At 62.8% G+C, this 19,870-nt stretch carries 18 protein-coding genes; 5 read left to right on the top strand and 13 right to left on the bottom strand.

Annotated elements, in window-relative coordinates; genetic code table 11:
• Nucleotides 1-7: 7 nt before the first annotated feature.
• From QN224_RS26550 to QN224_RS26560, 3 genes are all read right to left on the bottom strand, one after another.
• Entirely contained in the window at nucleotides 8-2,965 is a 2,958-nt protein-coding gene (locus QN224_RS26550; RefSeq protein WP_283979052.1) for a sarcosine oxidase subunit alpha family protein, read from the bottom strand.
• Nucleotides 2,962-3,240 (bottom strand): sarcosine oxidase subunit delta, encoded by a 279-nt coding sequence (locus QN224_RS26555; protein WP_283979053.1) that lies wholly within the window; start codon nucleotides 3,238-3,240, stop codon nucleotides 2,962-2,964. Before QN224_RS26555 ends, QN224_RS26550 begins: the two co-directional genes overlap by 4 nt.
• A 69-nt stretch (nucleotides 3,241-3,309) precedes the next feature.
• A complete protein-coding gene (locus QN224_RS26560; protein ID WP_283979054.1) occupies nucleotides 3,310-4,560 on the bottom strand; it encodes a sarcosine oxidase subunit beta family protein in 1,251 nt (416 codons plus the stop codon).
• 224 nt (nucleotides 4,561-4,784) lie between these two features.
• On the opposite strand from QN224_RS26560, the gene cysQ reads away from it, so the two are divergent.
• The 3 genes from cysQ to QN224_RS26575 all read left to right on the top strand — a co-directional run bounded on the left by cysQ (nucleotide 4,785) and on the right by QN224_RS26575 (nucleotide 8,250).
• A complete protein-coding gene (gene cysQ, locus QN224_RS26565) occupies nucleotides 4,785-5,561 on the top strand; it encodes a 3'(2'),5'-bisphosphate nucleotidase CysQ (protein WP_283979055.1) in 777 nt (258 codons plus the stop codon).
• A gap of 107 nt (nucleotides 5,562-5,668) precedes the next feature.
• On the top strand, nucleotides 5,669-6,520 hold the full coding sequence (locus tag QN224_RS26570; RefSeq protein ID WP_283979056.1) for an SDR family oxidoreductase: 852 nt from the start codon (nucleotides 5,669-5,671) through the stop codon (nucleotides 6,518-6,520).
• A 173-nt stretch (nucleotides 6,521-6,693) separates the two neighbouring features.
• Entirely contained in the window at nucleotides 6,694-8,250 is a 1,557-nt protein-coding gene (locus QN224_RS26575; RefSeq protein ID WP_283979101.1) for a VOC family protein, read from the top strand.
• A gap of 8 nt (nucleotides 8,251-8,258) precedes the next feature.
• On the opposite strand, the gene QN224_RS26580 is transcribed toward QN224_RS26575, so the two are convergent.
• The 9 genes from QN224_RS26580 to speB all read right to left on the bottom strand — a co-directional run bounded on the left by QN224_RS26580 (nucleotide 8,259) and on the right by speB (nucleotide 16,345).
• Nucleotides 8,259-8,819 (bottom strand): NADPH-dependent FMN reductase, encoded by a 561-nt coding sequence (locus tag QN224_RS26580; RefSeq protein ID WP_269281922.1) that lies wholly within the window; start codon nucleotides 8,817-8,819, stop codon nucleotides 8,259-8,261.
• Nucleotides 8,820-8,970: 151 nt separating this feature from the next.
• Complete coding sequence (locus tag QN224_RS26585; RefSeq protein WP_283979057.1) at nucleotides 8,971-9,924, bottom strand: ring-cleaving dioxygenase; 954 nt, start codon at nucleotides 9,922-9,924, stop codon at nucleotides 8,971-8,973.
• A 170-nt stretch (nucleotides 9,925-10,094) separates the two neighbouring features.
• Nucleotides 10,095-10,865: a carbon-nitrogen hydrolase family protein gene (locus QN224_RS26590; RefSeq protein WP_283979058.1), complete on the bottom strand. Its 771-nt coding sequence runs from the start codon at nucleotides 10,863-10,865 to the stop codon at nucleotides 10,095-10,097.
• The gene (locus tag QN224_RS26595) at nucleotides 10,862-11,662 is read right to left on the bottom strand and encodes an ABC transporter permease (RefSeq protein ID WP_173509383.1); all 801 of its coding nucleotides are present in this window, start codon (nucleotides 11,660-11,662) and stop codon (nucleotides 10,862-10,864) included. The genes QN224_RS26590 and QN224_RS26595 overlap by 4 nt, the downstream gene beginning before the upstream one ends.
• Nucleotides 11,659-12,513 (bottom strand): ABC transporter permease, encoded by an 855-nt coding sequence (locus QN224_RS26600; RefSeq protein WP_173509382.1) that lies wholly within the window; start codon nucleotides 12,511-12,513, stop codon nucleotides 11,659-11,661. The genes QN224_RS26595 and QN224_RS26600 overlap by 4 nt, the downstream gene beginning before the upstream one ends.
• On the bottom strand, nucleotides 12,510-13,547 hold the full coding sequence (locus QN224_RS26605; RefSeq protein ID WP_173509381.1) for an ABC transporter ATP-binding protein: 1,038 nt from the start codon (nucleotides 13,545-13,547) through the stop codon (nucleotides 12,510-12,512). The genes QN224_RS26600 and QN224_RS26605 overlap by 4 nt, the downstream gene beginning before the upstream one ends.
• A 226-nt stretch (nucleotides 13,548-13,773) precedes the next feature.
• Nucleotides 13,774-14,853 (bottom strand): ABC transporter substrate-binding protein, encoded by a 1,080-nt coding sequence (locus tag QN224_RS26610; protein WP_283979059.1) that lies wholly within the window; start codon nucleotides 14,851-14,853, stop codon nucleotides 13,774-13,776.
• A complete protein-coding gene (locus QN224_RS26615; RefSeq protein WP_173509379.1) occupies nucleotides 14,850-15,056 on the bottom strand; it encodes a hypothetical protein in 207 nt (68 codons plus the stop codon). Before QN224_RS26615 ends, QN224_RS26610 begins: the two co-directional genes overlap by 4 nt.
• Nucleotides 15,057-15,289: 233 nt before the next feature.
• Nucleotides 15,290-16,345 (bottom strand): agmatinase, encoded by a 1,056-nt coding sequence (speB, locus tag QN224_RS26620; RefSeq protein ID WP_283979060.1) that lies wholly within the window; start codon nucleotides 16,343-16,345, stop codon nucleotides 15,290-15,292.
• 219 nt (nucleotides 16,346-16,564) lie between these two features.
• On the opposite strand from speB, the gene QN224_RS26625 reads away from it, so the two are divergent.
• Both QN224_RS26625 and QN224_RS26630 read left to right on the top strand, forming a co-directional pair.
• Entirely contained in the window at nucleotides 16,565-17,608 is a 1,044-nt protein-coding gene (locus QN224_RS26625) for a LysR substrate-binding domain-containing protein (protein WP_283979061.1), read from the top strand.
• Nucleotides 17,609-17,676: 68 nt separating this feature from the next.
• Nucleotides 17,677-18,855, top strand: coding sequence for an aminotransferase (locus tag QN224_RS26630; RefSeq protein ID WP_283979062.1), 1,179 nt, complete (start codon nucleotides 17,677-17,679; stop codon nucleotides 18,853-18,855).
• A 6-nt stretch (nucleotides 18,856-18,861) separates the two neighbouring features.
• Here the strand turns inward: QN224_RS26630 and QN224_RS26635 are convergent, their stop codons facing one another.
• Nucleotides 18,862-19,752 (bottom strand): DMT family transporter, encoded by an 891-nt coding sequence (locus tag QN224_RS26635; protein ID WP_369292615.1) that lies wholly within the window; start codon nucleotides 19,750-19,752, stop codon nucleotides 18,862-18,864.
• Nucleotides 19,753-19,870: the final 118 nt, after the last annotated feature.

Consider the following 19,870-nt stretch of genomic DNA (forward strand, 5'->3'; position numbering starts at 1 on the left):
CGTTCCCTCAGGCTTTCATTCTGGCGTTTTCGGGATCGACGAAGACCGGATCGCAGACCTCGGCCATCACCTCCTGATCGCGCAGCTTGTCCCAGACAACAATCCGTTCGCCATAGCGCTCACGGCCCGACTTGAGGAAGGCAAGCGCAATATGATGACCGAGCACCGGCGAGAAGCAGGCGGAACTCACCCAGCCCTGGTCGTTGAGGGTCGATGGCTTCACGCCCTCGCGCAGCAAATGCGCACCCGCGCGAATATCCTTTTCCTTGTCTATCGGCTTCAGTCCCACGAGTTGCGAGCGGTCTGCGGCGGTCAGCCCGTATCGTGCCGAAAGATGCTTGCCGATGAAGTCCGTCTTCTGCGCCGAAACCATTCGGCCGAGTCCGGCGTCGTCCGGCGTCACCCGGCCGTCGAACTCGGCATGCGTCGGCAGGCCCTTCTCCAGCCGCAGGACGTTGAGCGCTTCGACGCCATAGGCGCAGATATCGAAGGCACGGCCCACTTCCATGACCTGATCGGCGACCGCCGCGCCAAATCCTGCCGGAACTGCTAGTTCGAAAGCCAGTTCGCCGGAGAAGGATATGCGGAATAACCGCCCTTTCAGGCCGCCTTTGAGCGTTACTGTTCCGGCAGCGAGGAAGGGGAATGCCGCGTTGGAGATGTCGTCCTCGACAAGTTGCTGCAGCACGCTGCGCGCCTTCGGACCGGCGATTGCGATCTGCGCCCATTGGTCGGAGACGGAGCAGAAGCGGACCTTCAGGTCCGGCCAGAGCACCTGCGAGCAATATTCCATGTTGGACATCACGCCACCCGCGAGCGCGGTCGTCGTCGTGACGAGAAAATGCTCCTCCGCAAGCCGGCTGACGGTGCCATCGTCATAGACGAAGCCGTCTTCGCGCAGCATCAGGCCATAACGCGCCCTTCCGACCGGGAGCTTCAACAGCGCGTTGGAATAAAGCCGATTGAGGAATTCAGCCGCGTCCGGTCCGAAAAGTTCGATCTTGCCTAATGTCGACACATCGCAAATGCCGACGTTCGCGCGCACGTTCAGCACCTCGCGATCGACGCTCTCGCGCCAGGTCTTTTCGCCCGCCCGGGGAAACCAGGCGGATCGATACCAAAGGCCCGCTTCGACGAAGCTCGCCCCGTTTTTCCGTGCCCATTCATGCAACGGCGATTTGCGGACAGGTGCTGCGTGCTTGTCGCGCGCCGTGCCGGCAAGCGCGCCGAAGGAAACGGGTGTGTAGAACGGGCGGAATGTCGTCGTCCCTACATCTGCGGGGCTTACCCCTCGCATACCGGCAAGAATGCCGACTGCATTGATGTTCGAGAGCTTGCCCTGGTCCGTGGCCATGCCGCTGGTGGTGTAGCGCTTGGCGCGTTCGACGTGGCCAAACCCTTCGCGAAGCGCAAGCCCCAGATCCTTTGCGTGAACGTCGTTCTGGAAATCGACAAAGGCCTTGGACTTTGCTCCGGGTGCGTACCAAAGCGCGGTAAACGACGGATCGCTCTCCTCTCCCGTTGCCGGCAAGACGTCCTGAGCGGGTTTGAATCCCAGCTCGGACGCGATCGCCGATGCCTTGGCGGCACCGTCGCCGAGGCAACCCGAGAGCGTGTAAACACCATTCGCCGAACCGGCAACGCGCAATCCACCGCCGACATCCGGCGCGACGAACGCGTTCAGGGCTTCGGACCACACAGGCTTCGCTCCCCGCTGGCAGGCCAGGTGAATGACCGGGCTCCAGCCGCCGGACATGCCGACCGCATCGCAGGCGACGAGCTCCTCGAAACCCGACCGTTCGACCACAAGCCCGGAAACCCGCAGGCGTCCACGCGTATCGACGACGGAGGCCGAACGGATCACGCGCACGCCTTCCGGCGCGGCGTCCGCTTCCGCTGCGCGACTGTCGACGATTGCAGCAATGGCGATGCCCTTCGCGTGGAGATCGCGGGCGGCGCGATATCCCGCGCTGCCATTGGTGAAAATCGCAACCGACCTGCCGGCCGCCACACCGTAACGGTTGGCATAGGTGCTGAGTGCCCCGGCCATCATGACCCCCGGCCGGTCATTGCCGCCGAAGACCAGCGGGCGCTCCTCCGCACCGGTCGCGAGGAGCGCTCGCCTCGCGACAATGCGCCAGACCCGCTCCGTCGGCAGCTTGGCGGAGGGCTCGGCGACGTGCTTCTGGACCCGCTCGACCGCGCCGAAGACATTGTCGTCGTACCAGCCGAAGACCGTCGTCCGCGGCAGCAAGGTTACATTCGGGAGCGCCTGCAATTCGGCAACGGCGCGATCGGCAAAGACATGCGCGGGCGCACCGTCTATCGGCTGCGTCTCCGAAAGGAGCGATCCGCCCAGGCGAAAATCCTCGTCGGCGAGAATGACGCGAAGCCCCGCGTGTCCCGCGGTCAGCGCGGCGATCAACCCGGCCGGGCCGCCGCCAACGACGAGCAGATCGCAATGTGCCCAGGATTTCCCGTAGGTTTCCGGGTCGCGTTCGAGCACCGCGCGACCGAGACCGGCAGCACGGCGGATCAGCGGTTCGTAGAGCCTTTCCCAAAGTTGCGCCGGCCACATGAAGGTCTTGTAGTAAAAGCCCGCACCTAGGAATGGCGAGAAACGATCAATTACCGCCCCTATATCGAAGCCGAGCGACGGCCAACGATTCTGGCTGCGCGCCGTCAATCCGGTATAGAGCTCGGCAACGGTCGCCTTTGTGTTGGGATCGCTGCGCGCGCCGGAGCCGATGGTGACGAGCGCATTCGGTTCTGACGAGCCTGCGCTGACGATCCCACGCGGACGATGATATTTGAAGCTGCGGCCGACCAGCATCTGGTCGTTGGCAAGCAGCGCCGAGGCCAGCGTGTCGCCGGCAAAACCACGCAAGGGGCGGCCATCAAAGCTGAAACTCAGCGAACGGCTGCGATCGACCAGCCCTCCGGCCGTCAGGCGGTAGGCGGTCATCGGCCGTTCTCCCGGGCGAAGACCGCGCCATCGGTCACGGAATGGACCTCATGGGTGAACGTGTCCCGCTCGACCACGAGGAAACGGCGGCAGCCCGCCACATGCTGCCAGTGCTCGAGCGTGCGCCCGCGCGGATTGGCGCGCACATAGACGTAATCGTGCCAGGCCTCGTCCGATGCGGTCGGCGCCGGACGAACGAGCGACGCATCGCCGCGGATCGAAAACTCTTCTTTTGGACGAACCCCGCAATGGGGACAGGTGATCAGGCTTGCCATCGTCTTGTCCTTGGGCCCGAACGGGTCCAGTTGGCTCGAAATGCGGCCGCTGCGGGCTCGCCGCTTCTATCAGTGAAGATTGGGTTGGGGACCGGCACCGGCCTCGTCGACCGCATAGCCGCGAGCGAAACGGTCGAGCCTCAGGGAACGTGCGACCGGATGCGTGTCGTTCTTGGCGATCAGGTGGGCAAAGCAGTAACCGGATGCGGGGGTAGCCTTGAAGCCGCCGTAGCACCAGCCGCAGTTCAGGTAGAGATTGTCGACCGGCGTACGGTCGATGATCGGCGACCCGTCCATGCTCATGTCCATGACGCCGGCCCAGGAGCGCAGCACGCGGACGCGCGAAAGGCCGGGGATCATCGTCACGCCTTCCTCCATCACATGCTCGGCGGTCGCGAGGTTTCCGCGCTGGGCATAGGAGGAATAGCCGTCGATCTCGGCTCCGAAGACGAGACCGCCCTTGTCCGACTGCGAGATATAGAAGTGGCCACCGCCATAGACGATCACATGATCGATGCAAGGCTTCAGCCCTTCGGTGACGAAGGCCTGTAGCACATGGCTCTCGATCGGCAGCTTCAGATCCGCCATCTCACCGACGCGGGAACTGTTGCCCGCGGCCGCCAGCGCGAGCTTGCCGCAGCCGATGAACCCCTTGGTCGTCTCGACACCGGTGACGACGCCGTTCTCGCGACGGATCGCGGTCACCTCGCAGTGCTCGATGATATCGACACCATGCCGGTCGGCACCGCGCGCATAGCCCCAGGCGACCGCATCGTGTCGGGCCGTGCCTGCGCGCCGCTGGAGCAGCCCGCCGAGGATCGGATAGCGGGCGTGGTCGTAGTTGAGGAAGGGGATCATCTTCTTCAGCTGGTCGCGCTCGATCAGCTCGGCCGCCACGCCTTCCATCCACATGGCGTTGCCGCGCCGTATATAGGCGTCGCGTTGGCCGTCGCTGTGGTAAAGCATGATAACGCCGCGTTGCGACAGCATCACATTATAGTTCAGCTCCCGCTCCAGCCCTTCCCAGAGCTTCATGGAGAACTCATAGAACGGCTCGTTGCCCGGCAGCATGTAGTTGGAACGCACGATCGTCGTGTTGCGGCCGACATTCCCGGAGCCGAGATAGCCCTTCTCCAGCACGGCGACGTTTTTGACACCGAATTCCTTGGCGAGATAATAGGCAGTTGCAAGGCCATGACCGCCACCGCCGACGATGATCACGTCATAATGCGATTTCGGCTCGGCCTGTCGCCATTGCGGCTTCCAATTCAGATTTCCGGAGAGTGCGTTCTTGACGATCGAGAATGCGGAATAGCGCATGAAGGCATCCAGTTCACTTGCGCGGTCACTTTTGCATAAGCGAAGCGCAACGCAAAGATGCAAGAGGCTCTGCGGCTGCAAAATGCCGCGGTGATGGATCGCTACGGCATAGAGCGTCCGCGATTGCGGCAAAGAGAAAGATTTGAGTATGAACGGAAGAAGCCTATCGGTATTCCGCCCGTCTCATACGAATCGCAGCAACGGCGTGGAAAAGAAGAGTGACGATGCTGGAAATACTGGAAAGATCGGCGATCGCGGCCGGAAAGGCGATCCTGGACATTTATAACGCCGGGCCGGCGGTCGCCTACAAAGCCGATGCCTCGCCGGTCACCGACGCAGACCACAGCGCCGAACGCATAATTCTCGCCGATCTCGCAGCGAACTTTCCCGATGTTCCCGTCATCGCCGAGGAAGCCGCCGCCGCCGGCCATGTGCCGGATATTGCCGGAAAACCGTTCTTTCTGGTCGATCCGCTCGACGGCACCAAGGAGTTCGTCGGCCGCAACAGCGATTTCACCGTCAATATCGCATTGATCGAGAACGGCGTGCCCGTTACCGGCGTGGTTTATGCACCCGCGCTCGGGATCCTCTATTCGGCAAGTTCCAGGAAGGCGAAGAAGGCCTTGGTCGTGGACGATCGCATTGCCGGTCCTCATGCGGCCATCGGCTGCCGCAGCTGCGGCGCCCGGCCGGTGGCGCTGACGAGCCGCTGGCACAACAGCGCGGAGACGATCGCCTATCTCGCCGATCACGGCATCACCGATTACGAGGCTGTCGGCTCGTCGCTGAAATTTTGCCTGCTGGCCGAAGGCCTTGCCGACATCTACCCGCGCTTCAGCCGCACGATGGAATGGGATACGGCCGCCGGCGACGCCATCCTGCGGGCGGCCGGCGGCGAGACTCTGACCATGGACGGAACGCCGCTTACCTATGGCAAGCGCAACCAGCGCCACGACAGCGATTTTGCCAATCCCTGGTTCGTCGCCCGCGGCAAACCCTGATCGAAATACGGCGGCAGCATGCCGACAGCCAAACGCGGAAGTGCGATGGACTTCGCGGAAGGGGCGTCCTATTTCTTCGGGCACCTTCGTTATCAGGAGCAATCTCAATGCCCCACGCCGCTCTTTCGAAAAACCATGTCGCCGTCGTCACCGGAGCCGCCTCCGGCATCGGACTTGCCGCGGCGAAACGCTTCGCCGATCTCGGGCTGAAAGTTGTCCTTGCCGACCTGCCGGGCGAGCGCTTGCAGGCGGCTGCGGCCGAGGTAGCGAAGGTCGCCGCAGGCGGAGCGAACGATGTCGCCGCAATCGCGACGGACGTCTCACAGCCCGACGAGCTGGCGGCGCTGGCGCGTTCGGTGCGCGAGCGCTTCGGCCACGTGCATGTGTTGATGAACAATGCCGGCATCCAGCCGGGCAGCTCGATGTTCGGCCCGCTGGAGAACTGGGAAGACGTGATCACCGTCAATCTCTGGGGCGTGATCAACGGCTCGCGAATTTTCGCGCCTGCCATGATCGCCCATGGTGAGCCGGGGCTGATCATCAACACGGGCTCGAAACAAGGCATCACGACGCCGCCCGGCGACCCCGCCTACAATGTCTCGAAGGCCGGCGTGAAGGTCTTCACCGAGGCGCTGCAGCACGAGTTGCGCAATACTGAAGGCTGCAAGGTTGCCGCCCACCTGCTGATCCCCGGTTTCGTCTACACGTCGCTGACCGCCCATGGACGGACGGAGAAACCGGCGGGAGCGTGGACTCCTGAGCAGACTGTGGACTTCATGATCGATAGCCTCGAACGCAGCGATTTCTATATCCTCTGCCCGGACAACGAAGTCGTCCGCTCGACGGACGAGAAGCGCATCCTGTGGGCCGCCGGTGATATCGTCGAGAACCGGCCGCCGCTTTCGCGCTGGCACCCCGATCACGGCGACGCTTTCAAGGCATTCCTCGACGGCGATTGAGAAACGGCCGTCCGACGAACCGAGGCAACGAGACGGGCGGTTCTGCAGCGCCGCGCGTCCAATCGGACGCGCTAAAATCGCTGTAGCACTTTGAATTGCTGCATGATTTTGCCCTTAAATCGATTCCGATTTAAGGGATCATGCAGCAGTGGAACAGCAGGAAGGACAAGACCGTGACGAGCGGTATTCACCACATCACCCTGATCGCCCGCAAGGTGCAGGCAAATGTCGATTTCTATGTCGGCTTCCTCGGGCTGCGCCTCGTCAAGCGAACCGGCGGCTACGAGGACCCTAATCAACTACATCTCTTTTACGGCGATGCGGCGGGATCGCCAGGTTCGCTCGTCACCTTCCTCATGTGGGAAGACGGCTCGCCAGGACGCGTCGGGCACGGCCAGCCGAGCGAAATCGCCTTTGCCATCCCGCCGGAGAGTATCGGCTTCTGGCTGACACGCGCATTGCAATTCAACATTCAGGCGACCGGCCCGGCACAGGAATTCGGCGAACCGGTGTTGCGTCTGAAAGATCCGGACGGCGTGATCGTAAAACTGGTCGGAACGAACGCGCTCGCCGAACCTGCCCCGTGGGCGAGCCGGGACATCCCCGAAACGGACGCGGTCCGGCGGCTGCGCGGTGCGACCATTCTCACGGAGAAGCCCAAGGAGAGCGCTCACTTCCTTCAAAACCATTTCGGCTATTCGGAGACCGGCGCGACAGCCACGATCCGGCGCTTCACCTCCACTTCCGGAGACGTTATCGACGTGCGCGACGCCACCGGCTTCTGGACGTCGGCGCCCGGCACGGGCACGATCGACCATATCGCCTTTCGCGCGCCGGACGAGGCGACGGTGCTTGCCGTGCGCGCCGATCTCGAGCAGGAGCACGCCGGCGCCACCAACGCGCATGACCGGAAGTATTTCTTCTCGCTCTATGTCCGTGAGCCGGGCGGCTCGCTCTACGAGCTGGCGACCGACGGTCCGGGCTTTTCTGTCGACGAGCCTTCCGACACGCTCGGATCCAAGCTCTTCCTGCCATCGCATCTGGATGCCGACGCGGCTGCGACTTTGGTCAAGCTGCCGCAATTCGCCCTGCCCGGCGAGCCGCGGCTGACGCCGCGCGACCTGCCCTTCATCCACCGGTTCTATCATCCGGATCAGCCGAACGATCGCACCTTCGTGCTGCTGCACGGCAGCGGCGGCAACGAGACGGATATGCTTCCCTTCGGACATCAGATCGATCCGCACGCCACCTTGCTCGGAATGCGTGGCCGAAGCAACGAGGAAGGTTTTCCCCGGTGGTTCCGCCGCCTGTCGATGACGACCTTCGACCAGCAGGACATCCGCTCGGAGGCAGAGGCCTTCGCAGCCTTCGTCGAAGGCGCGCGCGAGGGCTACGGGCTCGCTCCCGACAAGACAATATTCATCGGCTATTCGAACGGCGCCAACATGCTGGCCGCCGTCATGCTGCTTTATCCCGGCCTGCTCAGGAACGTGGTGATGATGCGCGCGATGTCGGCGCTCGAAGACGCGCCAAAGCCCGATCTTGCCGAAGCAAACATCCTGGTGCTCACCGGAAAGCAGGATCCCTACGGCAAACATGCGCCGGCCCTGAAGAAGGTCCTCGCCGATACCGGCGCCAGTCTCGAGGCACTGGATATCGATACCCATCACGGCATCGGCGACGACGATGTTGCAGCCATTCGCCGCTGGATGGCGGAAAACAGGCTCTGAACACCGCGTTATGCTTTCACTGTCGCGACATGGTCGGCGAAAGCCCTGACGAAGCCGCGCAACCGCTCCCTGGTCTGGTCGTCGGTCAACTGCCCTTCGCTGTCGAAAAGCGTGTCGGCCTTCGGCAGCATCAGCCGCTTGCCCGACCAAAGGTCGGCTCCGAGCGTCCGCATCACGGCGAGCCAGGCATTCTGGCTGAGAATGGTCCCGAAATTGCCGGGAGAGGCACCGGCCAAGGCAAAGGGGCGACCGCCGAACACATTACGGATGTCGGCCGGCGGGCGACTGAGCCAGTCGATCGCGTTCTTGAAAACGCCGGGCATCGAGTTGTTGTATTCCGGCGTGAAAAGGATCACGCCATCCGCCGCCATGATCTTCCGCTTGAGATCGGCCGCCGCCGCCGGAACGCCGCTCTCAGCCTCCACATCACCATCGTAGAGCGGGATGCCATGCAGCGTCGCGGTCTCGAATTCGATGTCGTCCGGCGCAACGGACTTTGCAGCCTTCAGTAAGGCCGTATTGAAGGAAGCCTTCCGCAGACTGCCCGATATGCCGAGTATCTTCGTCATGAATGCTTGATTTCCTCTTGTTTATGCCTCGGTACAGCATCATTTGCGCGTCTGATCAGACGCGCGGCGCTGCAGTCCGCATTCATTAGAACTAGAGATCAAAGGACAAAAAGAAAGCCGGGAGCAGCGTCCCGGCTTTGCGTTGGCAGCATTATTCCAGCGGTTTCAGCCTTGCCTCGATCTGAGCCCGCTTGGGCTCCAGGAAGGGCGGCAGCGATAGGCTTTCGCCGAGCGTTTCCATCGGTTCATCGACAGCAAAACCGGGCCCGTCGGTCGCGATCTCGAACAGGATGCCGTTCGGCTCCCGGAAGTAGAGCGAGCGGAAATAGAAGCGTTCGACCTCGCCGCTCGACGGCAGGCGGAAGCCGTTCAGGCGTTCCGTCCACTGATGGAGCGCGTCCATGTCCGGCGCGCGGAACGCCACATGGTGAACGGCGCCGGCGCCCTGGCGCGCAATCGGCAGATCCGGTTGAACCGCGACATGCAATTCGGCCGCCGGACCACCCTCGCCCATCGAGAAGACGTGTACTTCGCCGGAGCCGTCGGGCGAAAGGTAGCGGCGCACCTCCGCCATGTTCATCACGTGGGTGAGCACGAGCGCCGTGTTGGTGATGTCAGGCACGCTGATGGTAATGGGACCGAGGCCCTTGATCTGATGCTCGGCTGGAACCGGGCTCCTGTCCCAAGGATGCGACGGCGTCAGCCCGCCATCGTCGAGCAGCCGGAAACGCTGCCCTTCGCCGTCTTCGAAGTCGAGCGAGGCGCGGCCATCGATTTCCGTGACCTCGCCGGCGGAGACGCTTAGCTCGTCGAAACGGCGCTTCCACCATCTGACGCTTTCGGCACTGCCAACGCGAAGGCCGGTGCGCGAAATGCTGTGCGTGCCGCGTCCCTCGGGGCCGACCGGCCAGTCGAAGAACGTCAGGTCCGTGCCGGGCGTCGCCTTTCCGTCGGCATAGAAGAGATGGTAGGCGGTCGTATCGTCCTGATTGACGGTTTTCTTGACCAGCCTCAGTCCCAGCGTCTTCGTGTAGAAGCGCAGGTTTTCCGGTGCATTGGCCGTGATCGCCGTGAGATGGTGGATACCTGTTAGTTGCAAGCTCATGATTGCCTCCAGTTCGAAGCGTTACGGCGGACTTTGCGCATCCGGGGACGCGCGGCGCCGTAGGGCGGGCATTTCGTTGAGCAGAATATCGGTCGGCCCGGTCGTTTCGAAAAGAGGAAACGACGCGAACAGATTGTTCTCTATAGGCGAACGATCTAGCGGCGTGGACGCTACAGGTCCTTGAGATAAGTATTCTCCAAGCGCGAAATGGCAAATGCCTCCGGGTCGATCTCGGCAAAGATCAGGGTCTCGTCCGCGGAATTGGCTTTCGCCAGGAGTTGGCCGTCCGGAGAGGCAACCCGCGACAAGCCGGCGAAAGAAAACATCGAATCGGAACCGCAATGATTGATGTAGGCGACAAAGACCTGGTTTTCGAACGCCCTTGTCTGGATCATGTGCTCGGTGATGAACGTTCCCGACCAGCCGGCCGGAAGCGCCGTTGGCACCAGTACCGCCTCGGCGCCGGCAAACGCGAGCCGCCGGACATTTTCGGGAAACTCGACGTCGTAGCAGATCAGCATGCCGCAGGTGACGCCCCGGTGTTCAAAGATGCGCGTCGACGGTTCTGCCGGCGTGAACAGCGCGCGCTCATAGTCGCCATAAAGATGCGATTTGCGATATACGGTCGGGGCGGCGTCGCCGTTGACGTAGACCGCGCTGTTATAGATGGCATCGCCCTCGCGCTCGGCGAAGCCCGCAATGATCGCGATACCGGCTTCGGCCGAAATCTGCTGCAATCGCCGCACGATGGGGCCATCGGCGGGTTCGGCGATGTCGCGGATTACATCGCCCGCGCCGTAGCCGGTAATGCCGAGCTCGGGCGTGATCAGCAACGTCGCGCCCTGGAGCGAAGCCTCCGCTGCCGCCCCGCCGATCCGGCCGAGATTCGCAGCAACGTCGCCGCCAATGGTTTTCATCTGCAGAGCGGCAAGCCTCATCATTTACCATCCGATGACATGGCGCCGAGCAGCTTCGGTAGGTCTCCGAAACGGGCGACGAGACCGAAGATGACCGCAGCCGTCGTGACGAAGAGGATCGTCACCGACGCCATGGTCGGCGTGTAGCCATAGCGCAGCGCGTTGAAGATCTTGATCGGCAGCGTCTCCATGGTGAAGCCGACGGTCATGTAGGCGACGATATATTCGTTGAGCGATAGCACGAAGGCAAAGGCATAGCCCGAAACAATGTAGGGCAGGATCAGCGGCAGCACCACCGTACGGAAAACCGTACGCTCGTCCGCGCCCATGGTCGAGGCCGCCTCGACCAGCGAACGATCGATCGACGTGAAACCGAGCGACAGGGTGACGAGCGGCAAGGTCACGAAGAAAATCGCGTGGCTGACGACTGCAGTCCAGGGCTGGCCATAGAATCCGGCGGTCGCCCAGAAGGTGAGAAGGCCGAGCGCCGTGATGACCGGCGGCAGCGTGAAGGGTGCGACGCCCAGAAGCTGGAAGATATTCGCCCAAGGCGCCACGCGCCGCCACAGGAACCAGGCAAGCGGCAGGGCTATGGCGACGGCAAGCGCCGCCGAAAGCACGGCGAGCGTGACCGAGGCCATCAGCGCGTTTCGCCATTCGGGATTCAGGAAGATCTCGCCATACCAGGATGTCGAGAAGCCCTGCGGCGGGAAGGCGAGCGTCTGCTTTTCGTTGATCGAAACGCCGGCAACCACGATCAGCGGCAGCGCGAGGAAGAGGGCGATCAGGAAGAAATAGAAGTTGCGGAAAATGGACGTCATGCCGCTTCTCCCTTCCGTCCCGCAATTACCGTCAAGGCGACCAGCCCGAGCGTCACCAGCACGAGGAACACCGCCATCGCCGCAGCGAAGGGCATGTTCGACTGGTAGATCGCCTGGTCGGTGATCAGGACGGACAGGGTCCAGTGCTGGGGCCGTCCGAGAAGCTGCGGCAGCAGATAGGAACCGAGCGCGAAGATGAAGACCATGATCAGCGTCGCGACGATGGTGTTCCTGAGCGCCGGAACGACGACGGTGAAGAAGGCCCTGAGCGGCGAGGCGCCGAGCGTGCGAGCAGCCTCGGTCAAGGTTGGATCGAGGCGGACGAGCGCCGGGAACAGGACGAGCACCGTATAGGGGAAGGCCTGATAAACCATGCCCGTCAGCACTGCCGCGAAACTCGGCGTCAGCGCCTTGGCCTCACCCATGATGCCGAGCGCGACAAGGATGTTGGTGATGCCGGCCGTGCGCGAGAAGAGCGTCGACCAGGCGAAACCGATGATGACCTCGGAGAGCGAGAGCACCGAAAGCAGCGCGACAAGCCAGACGACCTGCACGCTGCGCGCCATCCGCGTCAGCATATAGGTGAAGGGGAGCGCCAGCACGACGCAGCAGATGGCGACCGCGATCGCCATCATGAGCGAGAAGCCGAGCACGCCGCCGAAGAAGGCCGAGAGGAAGCGGGCGTAATTGTCGTAAACGAAGGCCGGCGTATAGAAGCCGCCCTGCTGGCGCTGGAAGAAGCTGACGGCGATCATCGTGCCGAAGGGCACGACGAAGAAGATGGTGAGCATCGCCGCGGGGAAAAGAAGCGGCGCGTAGTCGCCGATGGTCTGAGGCGGTTCGCGTCTCATTTCCTGAGCACCACGCAAACATCCGGAGTGAGCGCGACGCCGACCTGTTGGCCAACGGTGACGTCCGGCCGCTCGCGCGGCGTGGAAACGGCGACAATCTGGCGGCCGGCAACATCCACGAAGGTCTCGATCGTCCCGCCGAGATCGCGCACGAAGGTGACCGTGCCGGAAATTGCACCGGCACCCGGCGCCGTCAGGTGCACGTCCTCGGGACGAATCGACAGCGTCGCCTTGGCCGCGCCGGGGAGCAGCGCGAGGCCCGGCACTGGCTGGCCGAGGACGGAAACATGGCCGAGCGAGTCCGCTTCGGCTTCGATCAAGTTGGTCTGGCCGATGAAGTCGGCGACGAAACTGTCCGCCGGCCGACGGTAGATCTCGATCGGCGAGGCCGCCTGGCGGATTTCCCCGCCGTTCATGACGACCACCGTATCGGCCATGGTCATCGCTTCGCGCTGGTCGTGCGTGACGACGATCGTCGTGATCCCGAGTTTCTGCTGCAGTTGCCGGAGCTCCACCTGCATCGCCTCGCGCAGTTTCGCGTCGAGCGCCGAGAGCGGCTCGTCGAGCAGGAAAAGCTTCGGCGAGATCGCCAGGGCACGGGCGATCGCGACACGCTGGCGCTGGCCACCGGAAAGCTTGGAGACCGGCCGGTCCGCATAGCCCGAGAGATGGATCATCGACAGCAATTCCTCGACCCGCCGCTTCTGGTCCTCCTTCGGTGCATTTCGGATGCGCAAGGGATAGGCGATGTTTTCGCCGACGGTCAGGTGCGGAAAGAGCGCCAGCGACTGAAACACCATGCCGAGATTGCGCTTATGGGTCGGCACGCGGGTGATGTCTTCGCCGTCGAGATGGATCGCACCTCCCGTCGGGAGATCAAGCCCGGCGATCATGCGCAGCAACGTCGTCTTGCCGCAGCCCGATGGGCCGAGCATGCAAACGAAGGTGCCGTGCGGCACGGTGAGCTCGACATTGTTGACGGCCGTGAAGGATCCGAATTCCTTGACAACGTTCTGAAGGGCAAGTCCCGACATATATTCCCCGTCCCACAGCGCCGTGCGTCTCTTCAGACGCGCAATGGCCGCTGTATCGCTCTGAATTGCTGCATGGTTTCTTAAATCGGTTTCCGGTTTAAGAAACCATGCAGTAGCGCCTCATGCGCAGATGGTTTCCACAGCGCCGCGTGTCTCTTCGGACGCGCAATGTCCGCTGCAATAGGGTCTCTCGCCGGCGCTCGGCCGGCGGGAGACCTGTTGGCGATCAGCCGACGATCAGTTCCGTCCACTTCTGGTTCAGCCAATCCGACTTGGTTTGGTAGAGATCGTAGCGCGGGACAATCGGTTCTATGTCCGATGACACGGCTGCAAACTCCTTGTCCGTGAGATCTGTCGATTCGCGCTTGACCGTGGGCGCGGTTCCGACCTTGCGCGACAGGGTCGCCTGAATCGATGACTGGCACATATAGTCGATGAAAATGTGCGCTTCCTCTGTTTTCTGCGAGGCGCGCGACAATGCCCAGCAACCGGAATCCTGGATGCCGCCCTCCTTCGGGAAGGTAGAGCGCACCGGATGGCCATCGGCCGCGGCAAGGCCGGTCACGTCATGGTAGTACTGGCCCATCGGAATTTCACCGGACTTCAGCGCCTGTTCGAACTGCGCTTCGTCACGATACCAGAGGCGCACGTTCGGCTTCACTTCCGCGAGCTTTTCGAAAGCCTTGAGAATGCCCTCTTCGCTGTCGAGCGCATTGGTGCCGCCCATGAAGGTCTTCGCGGTAACCTCGAGCAGGAAGGAGTTCGAGACGAGCGCGAGCAGCCCGAGCTTATCGGCATTCGCCGGATCCCAGAAGGCGGACCAGGATGTCGGCGCTTCCTTGTAGACGTCGGTGTTGGTGACGAGAGTGATGTACCAGGAAACGGCACCGATACCTGCGACGCGACCGTCCGGATACTTGTTGACGAACCGGTCGAGCAGGTTGGAACTGTTCTTGATCTTCGCCACATCGATCGGCGTCCAGAGATCGGTCGCCTGACCCTTGAGCATTGCGACCTGCGACATCATCGAGACGTCCGCCGGAGCCTGACCGGCACGAGCGGCCTGTTCCAACTGGACGAGCCAGGCCTCACCGGTCGGCTCTGCCACCGACTCGACCGCGATGCCCGTCGCCTTGGTGAATTCCCGGAAGATGTTCTTGTCGAACGAATCCTTGAAGTAACCGCCGTAGACGCCGACCTTCAGCGACTTGTCCTGCGCTCTCAAGACGGCCGGCATCGCCAGCATCGACGCGCCGGCGAGCCCTGCCCCCAGCAGCGTGCGGCGCTTGATGGAATTGATGTTCATCGCATGTCTCCTTTGTTTTGGCGGCTACCGCCGCGTTCCCTGTTGTAGTTGATTCCTTGCATCTTTTCGGCTCGCTCCGCCAGCCTTTGTCGCCGGAGAATTGTCCCATGTTCGATCAGCGCGTTGCAAAGCGCGAACAAGGCCGCAATCAGCCTGCCGGCCGCAAAAAACTCCACGTCCGCATTATCGACCGCATTGGCCATCCTGAGAAGCCTGGCATCCGATCATTGCTCCCGATGCGTGTCAAAGGCGATGCCAGACACGACCGCATCCGGCTTCGTCGGCGCGGAGGGTCGCTTCGTTCCAGATGTAACCGGCAAACTGTCCCGGTTCCGGAAAAACGACGACATCGTGGTTCCCCTGTCTGGAAGCTTGTTTGTTCCGGCTCTCGCCCTGCCGCCGCTTCCAGTTCGGTGGCAGAACGAGCGTCAAAGGCTCAGCCGGCCTTGATCGCCGGGCTGAAAACCATCAGGCTCAGGATCTCGAAGAGCACCTGCGCGCCGGCATGCGCCGTATTCGTCGTTGCGTCGTATTGCGGGGCGACCTCGACGACGTCGCCGCCGACGAGATTGACGCCCTTGAGACCGCGAATGAGCTCAAGCACCTCACGGGTCGTAAGCCCGCCGACTTCCGGCGTACCGGTGCCTGGGGCGAAACTCGGGTCGAGGCTGTCGATGTCGAAGGAGAGATAAGTCGGACCATCGCCGACGATCTTCTTCGCCTTTTCGATGATAGCCGGAATACCGAGACCTGTAACTTCTTCGGCATGGATGACCGTCATGCCGGACTCGTAGGAGAACTCCCAGAGATATTCGGCCGAGCCGCGGATGCCGATCTGCACGACGCGGGTAGGATCGAGCACGCCGTCGAGAACCGCGTTGCGGAACGGACCGCCGTGATGGAACTTGGTGAGGTCATAGGCGCCGCCGGTGTCGCAATGGGCGTCGATATGAATCATGCCGACCGGGCGCTTGTTGCCGACCGCCTTCAGGATCGGATGGGTGATCGAATGGTCTCCGCCGACCGACAGCGGCACGACGCCGGCATCGACGATCTGGTTGATGCGCTTTTCGATGTCTTCATGACTGAGTTCCAGCCGATAGCGGCTTTGGAAGGCTACGTCACCGATATCCGCGACACGGAGATCGTGGACGGGCGCGCAGCCGAGAACATGGTTGTACGGACCGATCCGCTCGATGGCGCGCAAGGCGCGCGGTCCGAAACGGGAACCCGGACGGTTGGTGACACCGAGATCCATCGGTATGCCGACGATTGCCACCTGGAGATTGCCGAAATCCGGATTTTCGTTGTCGACCGGCATATAGGGCGCAGTCAGGAAGGTCGGGATGCCGGAATAGGGCGCCAGCCGCGTGCCGCTCTTGGTGAAGATCTTGTCGGCGACCTTGCGAAACGTCGGATCGAAGAGCTCACCGCCGTGGCTTTCGCCATATTTCGCCTTCAATTCGTTGAGCTTCTGTTCATCCCAGGCCATGCGCCCGAACCTCCGTGTGTTCAGCCGGGGACATGTGCGCGAAGCACCGCAAATGACGATCTGCGATTTCGCCGGCCTTGCCGGCGCGGTCACGTTCCCCAGGCTTTTGCCCTTGTTGGCACATATTAGGAGACAATTTTGCTGGAAAATCAATTGACATTGTTATAGCGTTTCGTGTGAGAAAAATTCACATTCTTTTACCGCCTTTCGGAGCCTTTCTTGTCGAGCCGACTGCCCCCGCTGAACCCGCTGCGTGCCTTCGAGGCGACCGCCCGGCGCGGTTCCGTTTCGGCCGCAGCACGTGAGCTCAACGTCACCCACGGTGCGATCAGCCACCAGATCCGCGCGCTCGAACTTTCCTTCAATGCCACTCTCTTCGAGCGCGGCGGCAAGCGGCTGAGACTGACGCCACAAGGCGCCCTGTTGCTGCCGGCCGTGACCCACGCCTTCGCGGAAATCGCCGCCGCCACCGCCGCCATGACCCGGCCGGCAACGAGCGGCGAGCTCCGGATCACCTGCGTGCCGGCGCTGCTCTCCTTCTGGATGATCCCGCGCCTGCACCAGTTCACCGAGCAGTTCCCCGATGTCAGGCTGACGCTGATCGCCTCCAACGACGCGGCGCACCTCCATTCCCCCGATGTCGACGTCTGCCTGCTCTATGGCGATGGCAACTGGAACGACTGCTGGGCGAAGCTCTGGAGCCGGCTCGAGCTTTTCCCGGTCGTAAGCCCAACCCTTCTCAACATGCGGCCGCTGCGCTCGGTACGGGATCTGCGCGATCACGTGATGCTTCACGGCGACGACGGCCGAGAGTGGAACACCTGGCTCGCCGCAGCCGATGCCATCGACCTGCAGCGCGGCCGCCAGCATTTCATGAGCGATGCGCGGCTTTCGACCGAGTCGGCACTGCACAATCAGGGCGTGGCGCTCGGCGATACGATCACCGCCGGAAGCCTGATCGCGCGCGGCGAGCTGATCGCTCCCTTCGATCTGACGGTGCCTGCCAACGACGCTTTTTTCGTCGCCTGCCGCAACGAAATCCGCGCCGCGCCGATCGTCCGCGTTTTCATCGACTGGCTGTTCGCCGCGCTCGAAAGCGATCCTATGCCGGAGCTCCAAGTCTCGGCCCGTACGATCATTCGCAGCCGCATGTCGAGGCCGGAAGCCGCGCAAAAGTCGAAAGCGGAGAGCTTTCAGCCGATCTCGTCGCCGACGCGGAATCGGCGCCCGGAACGCCCCCCTAAACGCAAGGCCAAATCATAGAGCGAAGCGCCTGCGCGGTTCTCTCCGCCAGCACTTCGCCCACCGCTAGCAGCAACAGGAAGGTTCAAATGCCGCATTTCAATCCTCTCGTCGAAAAGCTCTCGCCGCCGCCGGTTCCCTCCGTGCTTGCCTGGGCGAAGGCCTATGATGGGGCGAGAGGTCCGTTGATCGATCTTTCGCAGGCCGTGCCGGGCTATCCTGCACATCCGGACATGCTGAAATGGCTCGGCGAGGCTTCCGCATCGACCGCCTTTACCGGCTACGGTGCGATCGAGGGCGAGGCGGAATTGCGCACCGCCTATGCCGCCCATGTCGCCTCTCTCTATGGTGCGGCGATCACCGCCGACAACATTCACATTACCTCGGGCTGCAACCAGGCTTTCATGTGTGCCGTCATGGCGATCGCCGGTGCCGGCGACACGGTGCTGATGACCAACCCTTATTATTTCAATCAGGAAACGACGCTGGCGATGCTCGGCATCAATGTCGAGCTGGTACCCTGCGACGCCGGCGCCGGATTCCTGCCGGAAGTCGACGCGATCGTCTCGGCGCTTCGGCCGGGCATTCGCGCGCTTGCCCTCGTTTCCCCCAACAACCCCACCGGCGCCGTCTATCCGCCGGAACTTCTCCAGCGCATCCACGAAGCCTGCCGCAAGAACGGCACCTGGCTGATCCTCGACGAGACCTATCGCGACTTCCTGCCGTCGGCCGACATTGCGCCGCACGGCCTGCTTGAGACGAAGGGCTGGCAGGACAGCTTCATCGGCCTCTACAGTTTCTCGAAATCCTTCTGCATTCCGGGCCACCGCCTCGGCGCGATCACCGCCGGTCCGGCGCTCGTCGAACAGATCACCAAGGTCATGGATAACCTGCAGATCTGCGCGCCGCGGGCCGCACAGGCGGCCGTCGCCAAGGCCATTCCGGCACTCGCGGACTGGCGGCTTGCGAATCGTGCCGAAATTGCCGCACGTGCCGACGCGCTCAAGGACGTCATGAGCCGCCTGGCAAAATGGAAGCTGCAGGCAGTCGGGGCGTATTTTGCCTATATCCGCCACCCCTTCCCCGACATCGATTCGCAATTCGTTGCCGAAAAACTGGCGAAGCTCGCCGGCGTGGTCTGCCTGCCTGGCGACTATTTCGGCGAAGGTCAGGAAAACTACCTGCGCTTCGCCTTCGCCAATGCCGATGTCGCGACGATCCGCAAGCTCGAGGAACGGCTCGCGGGCTTCGAGCTGCCCGGCATCTGAAGAGGGTTATCCGCGGCGGGCGATCAAGATCCCGACGAGCACGATCGCGCCGCCGATCGCCTGCGCAAGGCCCACCGGTTCGCTGAGCAGCATCCAGGCGAGGATCGCCGCCACGACCGGTTGCAAGAGCAGCGTCAGCGAGGAGAAAGCTGCCGGCAGGTAGGCGAGCGCATAGGTGATCGCCACCTGTCCGCCCGCATGGCTGACGAAGGCGAGGCCGAACACCATCGCCCATCCGAAGGCACTTGCCGGGAAGAGCGAGGGTTCAGCGACAAGCGTCATCGGCAGCATGCACACGGCAGCCGAGGCGGTGCTCCAGATCATGATCCGGTTGGTGCTGAACCGGCTCCGCAACGTGCCGATCGCCAGGATATAGCCAGCATAGAACATCGCGGCGACGACAGCGATGCCGTCGCCGAGGACGTCGCCGCCAGCGAGCGCGGCGGGCCCGCCCTTCAAGATCACGACGCCGGCGACGGCCGTGGCAAGCCCCGCGACGAAGACGGCGCTGACCGGCGTGCGAAACAGCGCCCAGCCCGCGAGCGTGACGAAGACCGGCGCAAGGTTTGCGAGCAGTGTCGCGTTCGCAACGGACGTCATGGTCAGTGCGAGATGCCAGGCGGCGAGGTCGATCGCGAGAAAGACGCCGGGCAGGATGAGCATGGCGTAATCGGAGAATTGCTCCGGCCGCCTGTCGCTCGCCGATCCGTTGCGCAGCCATGACCAGGCGACGAGCGGCAGAAGAGCCAAGGCTACGCGCCAGAAGGCCGTCGCCATCGGCCCGACTTCGGAAAGCCGAACGAAGATCGGCGACCCGCCGATGGCGACACCACCGAGCAGCAGCGCTGCCATCGCAATCGAGTTGCGGGAAGAAACGGAACCGGCGGCTTGTGTCACGGCGATGTCCAGAGGGGTCGACTTACTGCGGCGCCACGAGCTCAATGGCACCCGCAAGCCAGCTATCAGAGGCCTGCTGCCGACAACAGCGGCCAACCGCTAAATTAGCAATAAAAAT

Source organism: Sinorhizobium sp. 7-81 (assembly GCF_030124405.1).
Taxonomy (GTDB): domain Bacteria; phylum Pseudomonadota; class Alphaproteobacteria; order Rhizobiales; family Rhizobiaceae; genus Sinorhizobium; species Sinorhizobium psoraleae.